Source organism: Candidatus Clostridium eludens (assembly GCF_045310515.1).
Classification (GTDB): Bacteria; Bacillota; Clostridia; order Clostridiales; family Clostridiaceae; genus Clostridium_B; species Clostridium_B eludens.
The window spans coordinates 20,386-30,869 of the sequence record NZ_JBJHZX010000044.1; the positions used below are offsets into that span (position 1 = coordinate 20,386).

At 33.4% G+C, this 10,484-nt stretch carries 8 protein-coding genes; 3 read left to right on the forward strand and 5 right to left on the reverse strand.

The genetic code is table 11. The features are described from left to right. Positions 1 to 17: 17 nt before the first annotated feature. The 3 genes from hydG (at position 18) to ACJDU8_RS21035 (ending at position 5,791) form a co-directional block, all read left to right on the forward strand. Positions 18 to 1,436 (forward strand): [FeFe] hydrogenase H-cluster radical SAM maturase HydG, encoded by a 1,419-nt coding sequence (gene hydG, locus ACJDU8_RS21025; protein ID WP_406794135.1) that lies wholly within the window; start codon positions 18 to 20, stop codon positions 1,434 to 1,436. A 304-nt stretch (positions 1,437 to 1,740) separates the two neighbouring features. Then, positions 1,741 to 3,096, forward strand: a complete 1,356-nt coding sequence (locus ACJDU8_RS21030) for an MATE family efflux transporter (RefSeq protein WP_406794136.1) — start codon at positions 1,741 to 1,743, stop codon at positions 3,094 to 3,096. 148 nt (positions 3,097 to 3,244) lie between these two features. Beyond that, entirely contained in the window at positions 3,245 to 5,791 is a 2,547-nt protein-coding gene (locus tag ACJDU8_RS21035) for a PEP/pyruvate-binding domain-containing protein (RefSeq protein ID WP_406794137.1), read from the forward strand. Positions 5,792 to 5,919: 128 nt separating this feature from the next. Here the strand turns inward: ACJDU8_RS21035 and ACJDU8_RS21040 are convergent, their stop codons facing one another. The 5 genes from ACJDU8_RS21040 to ACJDU8_RS21060 form a co-directional block, all read right to left on the reverse strand. Beyond that, positions 5,920 to 7,260, reverse strand: a complete 1,341-nt coding sequence (locus ACJDU8_RS21040) for an MFS transporter (RefSeq protein ID WP_406794143.1) — start codon at positions 7,258 to 7,260, stop codon at positions 5,920 to 5,922. Positions 7,261 to 7,660: 400 nt separating this feature from the next. Continuing rightward, positions 7,661 to 8,692 (reverse strand): DUF4179 domain-containing protein, encoded by a 1,032-nt coding sequence (locus tag ACJDU8_RS21045; protein ID WP_406794138.1) that lies wholly within the window; start codon positions 8,690 to 8,692, stop codon positions 7,661 to 7,663. Next, the gene (locus ACJDU8_RS21050) at positions 8,689 to 9,237 is read right to left on the reverse strand and encodes a sigma-70 family RNA polymerase sigma factor (protein ID WP_406794139.1); all 549 of its coding nucleotides are present in this window, start codon (positions 9,235 to 9,237) and stop codon (positions 8,689 to 8,691) included. The genes ACJDU8_RS21045 and ACJDU8_RS21050 overlap by 4 nt, the downstream gene beginning before the upstream one ends. 178 nt (positions 9,238 to 9,415) lie before the next feature. Then, positions 9,416 to 9,733, reverse strand: a complete 318-nt coding sequence (locus tag ACJDU8_RS21055) for a hypothetical protein (RefSeq protein ID WP_406794140.1) — start codon at positions 9,731 to 9,733, stop codon at positions 9,416 to 9,418. A 140-nt stretch (positions 9,734 to 9,873) separates the two neighbouring features. Further along, positions 9,874 to 9,999 (reverse strand): hypothetical protein, encoded by a 126-nt coding sequence (locus ACJDU8_RS21060; RefSeq protein ID WP_406794141.1) that lies wholly within the window; start codon positions 9,997 to 9,999, stop codon positions 9,874 to 9,876. Between the last annotated feature and the right edge of the window lie 485 nt (positions 10,000 to 10,484).

Consider the following 10,484-nt stretch of genomic DNA (forward strand, 5'->3'; position numbering starts at 1 on the left):
AATTGGAGGGTTTTTTAATGTATAATGCTAAATCTAAAATTGCAACTGAATTTATTGATGATAAAGAAATCAAGGATACCCTTGATTATGCAAAAGAGAACAAAAGTAACCGTGAACTAATAAGCAGCCTTATTGAAAGGGCAAAGGACTGTAAGGGGTTAACCCATAGGGAAGCAGCAGTATTATTAGAATGTGACTTGGAAGATGAAAATGAAAAAATGTTTAAACTGGCAAAGGAGATTAAACAGAAATTTTATGGAAATCGTATTGTAATGTTTGCTCCTCTTTATCTTTCAAATTACTGTGTTAACGGCTGTGTTTACTGTCCATATCATTATAAAAATAAGCATATATCAAGAAAAAAGTTATCACAGGAAGATATAAAAAGAGAGGTAATTGCACTTCAGGATATGGGGCACAAGCGTTTAGCTATTGAGGCTGGCGAAGACCCAGTAAACAATCCTATTGAATATATTCTTGAAAGCATCAAAACTATATACAGCATAAAACATAAAAATGGAGCAATCAGACGTGTTAACGTAAATATTGCAGCTACTACAGCGGAGAATTATAAAAAATTGAAAGATGCTGGTATAGGTACCTATATACTTTTTCAGGAAACATACAACAAGAAGAGTTATGAAGAGCTTCATCCTACAGGCCCAAAACATAATTATGCATATCATACCGAAGCAATGGATCGTGCCATGGAAGCTGGTATAGATGATGTAGGTTTAGGAGTTCTGTTCGGTCTTAATATGTACAAATATGACTTTGTAGGTTTACTAATGCACGCTGAGCACTTAGAAGCGGCAATAGGTGTAGGACCACATACTATAAGCGTTCCCCGTATACGCCCTGCAGATGATATTGATCCTGAGAGCTTCTCAAATGCAATATCAGATGATATTTTTGCAAAGATTGTAGCTGTTATTCGAATTGCAGTGCCATATACAGGTATGATTGTATCAACACGTGAATCTCAAAAAACTCGAGAACGTGTACTTGAACTTGGTATATCACAAATCAGTGGAGCTTCAAGCACCAGTGTTGGTGGTTATGTGGAACCTGAGTCAGAAGATGACAATTCTGCACAATTTGAAGTTAATGATAACCGTACACTGGATGAAATAGTTAATTGGCTTTTGAAAATGAATTATATTCCAAGCTTTTGTACAGCGTGCTATCGTGAAGGAAGAACTGGAGACCGTTTTATGAGTCTTGTTAAATCAGGCCAGATTGCCAATTGCTGCCAACCTAATGCCTTAATGACACTTAAAGAATATTTGGAAGATTATGCTTCAAAAGACACACAGAAGAATGGTGAAGCATTGATTGGTGAAGAAGTTAAAAAGATACCTAATGAAAAGGTTAAAGCTATAGTAAAAGAGCATCTCACTGAATTAAAAGAAGGAAAACGAGATTTCAGATTCTAAATAAGATTAAATCAAAAAATATATTTAATGTAAGGATTCAGTGTGATCCACTGTTTCATCTCTTTACACTGAATAGATACACAGGAGTAAGATTAAATTTCTTGCTCCTGTTTTTTTCTGCCCTCCTTCTAGTCCTATATATCTTAAAGTTATGGCTTTTTCACATAACGATCTATTCATAGTATTTAATACTAAATAAAATTTAACAGCTTACTAAAAATAATTATTGACAATTAGAATTCTAACTTTTATACTGGAAATAGTTAGAGTTCTAACATTTATAAAAAATAATTGGAGGATGAAAATGAAACAAATATCAAATCAATATTATTTAGAAAGTGCTCCCATGACAAAATCAGTTGCTCATTTATCAATTCCAATGATGATTGGTGTATCTTTAAGTACAATATATAATGTAATCAATATTTTTTTTATAGGACTACTTCACAATACACAGATGGTAACCGCAATTACTTTAGCACTTCCAATTTCTACTATACTAATGGCTTTTGGGAATATGTTTGGAGTTGGCGGTGGAACATTTATTACAAGACTTGTTGCAAAAGGGAAAATAGAAGAAGCAAAGCATATTGCAGGATATATTTCTTACAGTAGTATTATAACAGCTATTTTAATTGCTGTAATTGCTTTATTAACAATTACGCCTATTGTTAATATACTAGGTGCAGATATTTCTACCATGAATTACACAAAAAATTACACTTTAACTATGTTCTTAGGAGGATTCAGCATAATTCTTAATTTCGCATTGGAGCAAATTGTGAGGTCAGAAGGAGCCTCAAAAGAATCAATGAACGGAATGATTATTAGTACAGTATTAAATTTTATCTTTGATCCTATATTTATATTAATAATAAGACTTAATGTTGTGGGAGTGGCTTTGTCAACGATTTTGGCAAACATTGCTTCATGCATTTATTATATTTACTATTTAGAAACAAAAAGTGAGCATTTAAGGAAATTTATTTATTGTTTCAGAATTTCCCTTAAAGATAAAATGGAAATATATAAAATTGGAATTTCACGATTATTGATGTCAGCATTTCTCATTATTACAACCCTTCTTTTAAATAATTTTTCAATTGAATATGGGGACAATGTAGTAGCGGGTTTTGGTATAGCTTTAAGAATTACACAAGTCCCAGAATTCCTTTCAATGGGATTATATCTTGGCATTATTCCACTTATTGCATATAATTTTTCAAATAAGAATTTTGTCAGATTAAGAAGTGGAATTAGACAATCAGCTTTATTTATTGGGATACTCTCAATAGTTTTTGGTGCTTTGGTTTATATTTTTAAACTGCCCATTATAGGTTTATTTTCTAATGATTCCTCTGTTATCAGTATAGGAGCGTATATTATGGCTGCCATGCTTATTTCAACTTTATTCAATGGCTTTACCGGATTATTTACAGGTGTATTCCAAGCTTCAGGACAGGGTATTCCAACTGCCATTATGTCAGTTACACAAGGTACACTTTATATACCGGTAATAATTATACTTCATAATTTATTTGGTCTGCATGGTGTTATATGGTCTATGACTGTTACTGAAGTAATTACCTGTATAATAGGATTTATATTATATACTATCTTTAACTATAGAATTAAGAAATTAGAAATAAATTCACTTTAAATTTATATAAAATAATAAGTTCTTATATAATGTGGTGATTTACATTTATAAAATCGTATTTGATAGTTTTTACTTATGCTCTAATAGTTAGAAATTTAATTGTTAGAATTATAATTGAGTCAATTTAAATTATGAGGAGATGATATTTATGTCAAATTACACAAGTATGTTAAGCCAGTTAAATAAAGATTCTTTGCCTGATGCAGGAGGCAAGGGTGCTAATCTTGGAGTATTAATTAATGCAGGGCTTCCTGTGCCGCCGGGATTTGTAGTTACAACCAGTGCGTACAGAGCTCATCTTGAGGCTTCAGGTCTTAAGGAACGCATATCTGCAAGAATTCAAGATCTTGAAGAAGAGGATATCAATGGAATTTCAGAGTGTGGCAAATGCATATCAGCATGGATTGAAGAAGCTCCCATGCCTGATAAGGTTCAGGAGGAAATAGGCAGGACTTTTGATGGCTTTTTTAAAAAAATGGGGTCTGAAGTAAAGTTGTTGGTGGCAGTACGCTCAAGTGCTACAGCAGAGGATTTACCCTCGGCCTCATTTGCAGGACAGCACGAAACTTTTCTTGGAATTAGTGGAAAAGAATCAGTATTTCAGCATGTGAAGAAATGCTGGGCAAGCCTATGGTCTTCCCAAGCTATATCTTATAGAATAAGCATGGGTTTTGATCACCTTAAGGTTGACCTGGCAGTAGTAGTTCAGGCAATGATAGATTCCCAGGCTGCCGGAGTTATGTTTACTGCTAATCCTGTAAATGGAAATAGAAATGAAATACTTATAAGTGCCGGATATGGACTTGGAGAAGCGGTAGTAAGCGGACTTATAACCGCAGATAGCTTCACAATCACCAAAGAGGGAAGTATTAAGGAAAAGGTGCTAGGTTCAAAGGCTCTTAGAATTATGTTAAAGGAAAAAGGCACAATTACAGAAGATGTTTCGAAAGACATGCAAAAATCTTACTGCTTAGGAGATAAAGAGCTCATAGAACTGGCAAGCCTGGCAAAGCTTGTTGAAAAGCATTATGGCAGCCCACAAGATACTGAATGGGCACTATCAAGAGGTAAAATATATCTCCTCCAAGCAAGACCTATAACTACAATGATATGCCATGAAGAAGATTTAAATATACTAGGACCTGAAGATAAGATAATTTATCAGGGCAAAAAACCTCCATCAGGGCTGCAGAGTGTAATGGAGCATTGCTCAGAACCACCAACTCCATTGGATTTTGCATATCTCAGTTACAGCTATCAGGGCGTAAATAGCTTTTTACACGATGTTGGGCTGAGGCTGCCAAAAGATGTGAACAAGCCGGTAGAAAGGGAAAATGGTTGTGTGGCAATAAGCTATCATGACCCTAAATTATCTCCTGCAATAATATGGAAAGCACCAAAGTATTTGTTTAAGGATTCCAAAAAGTCTGCCAAGGATATCTGGGAGCCAGTTGCTGAAGAGATGAATTCATGGATAAAAAGTATGGATACAAAAGGAAGAAATATTAAGGATGCAGTAAAATATACAAAACTTTTTGAACAAGCTATGAGAGACATCAAGAAACTTTTTTATAAAAGATTTTCATCTATCCTCATACCTAATATAATAGCTGTTTTTAAGTTTGAACGTATGGTAAAAAAGGCTGTTGGGAAGGAAAAGGCAAACGAGTATAATGAAAGGCTTATGAGGGCACTGCCCTTTAGGACGGCTCTTCAAAACAAGGCAATGATAAAAGTGGCTCAAGCAGCCGCCCTATTTGGAAAGGATAGTAAGGCTTTTAAAGAAGAATTCAACAGATTTTTAGAAGAATACGGCGATAGGCCTTCCACAAGTATGGCACCTATGGTTGGTTCACCTACTTGGAATGAAAAACAAGAAATTGTTCTCAAGCTTATTGATTCACTGCTAAGTGATACGGATTTATTAAATTCAAATGCAAGTTTTAAAAAGCAGGAAGAGGATTTTGAAGCAGCAAAACAATATATTAAGGAAAGTCTAAAGCAAAAAGACTATAATAAATTTCTTAAACTGCTTGAAAGAGCAAGAGGTTCTGTAATAACTAGGGAAGAAAGCTTATTTTTCCTAGAGAAACTGCTGGCCTGCCTAAGAAGAATGGCCTTGAAACTCGGAGAGTTATTAGTTAAGAAAGGGGCGATAAAAGAAGTTGAAGATGTACTCTTCATTTTTCTGGAAGAGCTGGATGGTGTAGCAGCGGGAGAGCTAAGTATTAAAGAAAAGGTAGAGAAAAGAAAAAAAGCCTTTGCTAAAGTGTATGCTGCCCATGAAAAAGGAGTACACTGGATGATATCAACGGGTTCCATGCCAGTACTTGAAACTAAAAAAACGGAAAAGGAGCAGGATGAAGCTGCTTCCAATTCAATTAAAGGTATTGCTGCAAGCCGAGGTCTATATGAAGGTTCTGTGTGCATTGTAAAAAGCCCATCAGAATTCAATAAGCTAAAAAAGGGCGATATATTGGTATCTCCCTACACTGCACCGGTATGGACACCACTTTTTAAGGTTGCATCTGCTGCAGTTACTGAAATAGGAAGTGCGGGTTCTCATGCAGCAATCGTCTCCAGAGAATATGGAATACCTTGTGTTGTAGCTATTAACAACATAACAAATATATTGAGAGATGGACAAAAGATAAGAGTGGATGGTACAAATGGAGTAATAACACTTCTGGAATAGATTGTGATTGTAATGAAAAAACTAAGTATGAGTAACACACTTAGTTTTTTCTAATTCTAGGTAAATTAATGTTTAACCTATTCATTTTTAGATGATTAATCTATGTGCCCTCAAGTACCTGACTGCGGTTAAGACGCATTGATTTCATCCAGAGTCCGACCTTTAGTTTCAATACCCATTAAAGCAACCACTATGGCAACTGCTGCGAACACTACAGTTAGTATAAGAAAGACATAAGTGAAACCAGCCTCTTTACCTTTGGCCTCATATATCAATCCAACAATATAAGGAGCGGCAATGGCACCAATACGGCCAATTGCAGCTGCCCAACCGACTCCACTGCCTCTAACACGTGTAGGATAGACTTCTGGGGTATAAGCGTACACCGCCCCCCAAGCCCCTAGACTGAAAAAGTAAAGTAGGCATCCGAAAACAAGTACAGTAGCTACAGATGTGGCTTGACCAAATAAGTATGCTGATAAGGCAGTACCTATTAGATATACTACTAAAACCACTTTACGACCAATCTTTTCTATTAGATAGGCTGCACTGTAATACCCCGGTAACTGAGCAATGCTCATAATTAATGTAAATTCGAAACCCTTTACTAGGCTGAATCCTTTGCCCATAAGCAGAGTTGGAGTCCATAAAACAAAGCCATAATATCCAAAATTAATACCTAACCATAGAATCCATAGTACAATAGTACGCCTAAAATAAGCCTTGGACCATAAATCCGCAAGTGTGATATTACTTATTTTCTCCTTTAACGACTGGTTAGTTACAGCTACTTCGTCATTATTCACTCCTGCCTGCTGCTCCATTTTACCTACAATTTCATCTGCTTGTTCCAAACGCCCTTTTTGTTCCAAATATCGAGGAGATTCTGGAATATTTCTTCTCAGATAGGCTGCATACAGTGCAGGTATTCCCCCCAAGAAAAATCCAATACGCCATCCATAAACAGGAATCAAAAGATAAGCAATTAAAGCTGCTACAATCCATCCCCAAGCCCAGAAGCTTTCTAACAAAACAACCATCCGCCCGCGGGCTTTAGCAGGTGAAAATTCACTAACCAAAGTAGATGCTGCCGGCAGTTCTCCACCTAGACCCAATCCTGTTAAAAATCTTAAGAATAATAACATACTAAAATTAGGAGCAAATCCAGAGGCAGCACTGGCTAATCCGTATAGTACAAGAGTAAATGTAACAACTGTTCTTCTACCCCACCTGTCAGCAGCCATGCCGGCCACAGCGGCACCAATAGCCATTCCCACTGCCGAAGCACTTCCCAGTAGGCCTAAATCAGCAGGAGTAAGTTTCCATGACTTTCCGATGGCAGCCATTACACCGGCCACCATGCCTTGATCCATGGCATCAAACAACCATCCGATACCTGCTAAAAATAGCACTTTCCAAAGCATGGGCGTAACTGGCAATTTCTCAATTCTTTGCGAAATACTACTCATTTGATTCATCTCACTTTCTACCTTAATCTATTCTTTTTTAATTTTTCCAACTAAGTAGCCTTTTATGTCTTACATATAATACTATTGGCATATCTACAGCAATAACAATTTCCCCATAAATACTCACCTCTAATAATATAAATTTTATAACTTCGACATTTATATTATAATGTATTCACATATGTAAATACAACAGTTTTATTAATTATTTAGTTGTACTACAACTATACTTCATTTTAATAATTCTCTATGTTGGTATAACGTAGATATTTCAAGCAAGCAAAAAAAAGATGTACTCCCTAAAATATGAGAGTACATAGATATTCTAAGTTGTAAAATATTAATTTTCTATAAAAAGAACATTAAGCATTCTGGTATATTTAAACATTAGTTATACACTTTATTTTAAATTAACTGTAATAATCTTGTCTTCAATAATATATTTTATTCTACCACCACAAACAGCGGTAGTATTTGTATTTATCTTATTAAAAGTATAAGGAATAATTTTTAAAGTATTTATGACTTTACCATCTCTATAAAAATATGCCCCTTTTCCTATTTCCTCCTTTAACGAAACTGAATCACCATTTTCATCAACAACATCATAATAATAATTTACATCTCTATTAATTTGCCATGCACTAAATCCCTTTGAAGAACCTGAAATAAGCACTCTATCTGGTGTAATAGTAACATTACCTAAAGTAAGTTCATTTTCACCTATTATGATATTTTTATCTACCTTAATCACTTTAGATGCATTTTTATAACTGCTTAAATCATAAACAAAACCATAAGTGAAATCTGAATCACTCACACCGTATTCCTTAGCTAAAGTAGAGAAGACTAGCTTTACATTCTCCTTATTATTCAAGGGTAAGTCCTTTCCTTCCACCTCAAGAGTTACATTACTTTCTTCCTTATTTTCATCCATTTCTGCAACCCTAACTCCAACATAATTAGAATTTCTCTCAACCTTTTTACCATTAATATAAACATCAGGTATTAACTTAAGACGATTCTTGTAGGTCTCATTTACTTCCTTATTAACGTTAAGGTTAATAATAATTCGTGAATTATCAGTAAAAAACTCATTTAAAGTAAGCTTAGTACCTTTCCGCTCCAAAGTTTCTCCTATTTGAGTTGAATACTTTTCTCTGCTAATATTAATACCTAACCATGTATCAATATTATATTTTAGGCTAGTTGCCACTGCTAAAACCTTGCCCCCATGTATCCCTAAGTTTACTGCCAAAATTAAAGCTGCTGCAGCCACTAAAACCTTCTTTTTATTCCAAAACGTTTTTTCATTTTTAGAATCTATAAATCTTTTCATCATTCTCTTTTTTTCAAATTCATTAACTTCTTCTATTGTATACTGTGAAAGATCTACCTCTACACTATTTAATAAACTATAGCCATCCCTCATAGATTATTCCTCCTTACATTAGAGAATAGACTTCTTAGTCTGCTCTTTCCTCTAGAAACTCTATTATATATTACAGATGGTTTAATATTAAACTCCTCACTAACCTCCTTTATGGATTGTCCTTTCAAAAAAAGCTTAGTAAAAAGTTGCTTGTCCAATAGACTAAGATTTTTAAGAATCTCCTCTATTTCATACTCTAATTCCTTCTTTAAAACTTCTTTTTCTATAGTAAAATCACTTTCTATATCTATCTCAGATATATCTATATATTCAAGGGTTTTTAAATACTTTCTCTTATAATCAATAGCCTTATACTTTGATATTGCAGCTATCCAATTTTTTAAAATATTCTTTTCTCTATTAAATCTAGCTATGTTATTCCATATTCCAAGGTATATATCATTAATACATTCTTCATGATATTGTGAAAGGTTATATAAATGTTTCTTTACTATAGCTTTTATTAATGATGCATATTCATTAATAAGTAACTCCATGCCTTTTTCATTTCTATTCTTTATTAATGAGTAAATTTCTTCATCCATGCCAAAATTTTCTCCTTTCCGAAGAACCCCTACACTTACTATTACGAATAAAATAAATCAATTCTATCAGCATTAGATATATTCTTACTTGACCCGAACTTTTTTCCAATGAAAAAAGCCCTTAAAAGGGCTAAAATAATTAAAACTGCATATACAATTGTTCTATATAAACAACAGGTTAAATTCCTATTTGTTTATACATATAGATTTCAGTGGCCTTATTAAGCATATTTTCCCAATCTTTAAAAGATGTTACTTTTCTAATATATCTATTTAACTTTTTACGTGGAATCTTTTTAAACTCTTCAGTATTTTTTACTCCAAAACCACTCTTATTTAATAATTCATCCCAAGTATTATACGATGTATATTGTTGCATAAAATCTTCATTAAACAATTTATCAAACGGTACCTCTAATTTATTTTCTAATTCTTCAATTTCTTTTGCAATATCTTCTAATGATTTTTGAAATCCGTTAAGTCCTTTTATTTCCATAATTCTTACACTCCTTTTCATTTGAATAATTCACAAACTAAGTATTATATTTCTATTATGACAACTTCTGCTTTTAGTATTAATTTATAATAAATTACAACTACCACTTTATTTTTCCTCAATCACTTTTCTTATATGCTTTAAAACATCTGATTCATATTACTTAAGCTCCTTAAAATGAATTCAAAGCAATAAACCTTTCCCTTTAAATTATCATAAGTTATTGAATCTAACTTTATTATAACATCATTTAAAATTTGCGTCATTTCCTCTATGATACCTCCTATTATTATCACAAAAATATTGATAATTATTGTATCACTCCAGCAATGTATTGATTCAATAAGAAGTTATACAACTGGATTAGATTGTAAGCCTGTCTCAAATCCAGTTAACATCTCAAAAGTGTTATTAGAGATTAGGCTTTTCAATATTCAAGGAAAGTTTTTTTATACCAAAATACATTATCAAAAGTCCAATAATAGTTAATAAAGCTATAATAAAAACATTTGAACTAATTAGCAATAAAAACTGTAGATAGTATTGAAGCAAAATGCTTGTAATTACATTATAAAGTATATCACCAATTATGCATAAATATAATGAATAAGTTTTTACATAACATAATATTGAAAACCTTGACGCAATTATTGTATAGGGATGGATATTTTCATAAATCATCACCACCCGTAAAACGGGTGGTTTGCTCAGCCCTATAAGGGCATGTTACTGGCTGTGCTACTCGCACACT

What these genes read in the sequence shown, in the direction of transcription:
- hydG (WP_406794135.1), top strand. Translation starts at nt 18, where the DNA reads ATGTATAATGCTAAATCTAAAATTGCAACTGAATTTATTGATGATAAA.
- ACJDU8_RS21030 (WP_406794136.1), top strand. Translation starts at nt 1,741, where the DNA reads ATGAAACAAATATCAAATCAATATTATTTAGAAAGTGCTCCCATGACA.
- ACJDU8_RS21035 (WP_406794137.1), top strand. Translation starts at nt 3,245, where the DNA reads ATGTCAAATTACACAAGTATGTTAAGCCAGTTAAATAAAGATTCTTTG.
- ACJDU8_RS21040 (WP_406794143.1), bottom strand. Translation starts at nt 7,260, where the DNA reads ATGAGTAGTATTTCGCAAAGAATTGAGAAATTGCCAGTTACGCCCATG.
- ACJDU8_RS21045 (WP_406794138.1), bottom strand. Translation starts at nt 8,692, where the DNA reads ATGAGGGATGGCTATAGTTTATTAAATAGTGTAGAGGTAGATCTTTCA.
- ACJDU8_RS21050 (WP_406794139.1), bottom strand. Translation starts at nt 9,237, where the DNA reads ATGGATGAAGAAATTTACTCATTAATAAAGAATAGAAATGAAAAAGGC.
- ACJDU8_RS21055 (WP_406794140.1), bottom strand. Translation starts at nt 9,733, where the DNA reads ATGGAAATAAAAGGACTTAACGGATTTCAAAAATCATTAGAAGATATT.
- ACJDU8_RS21060 (WP_406794141.1), bottom strand. Translation starts at nt 9,999, where the DNA reads ATGACGCAAATTTTAAATGATGTTATAATAAAGTTAGATTCAATAACT.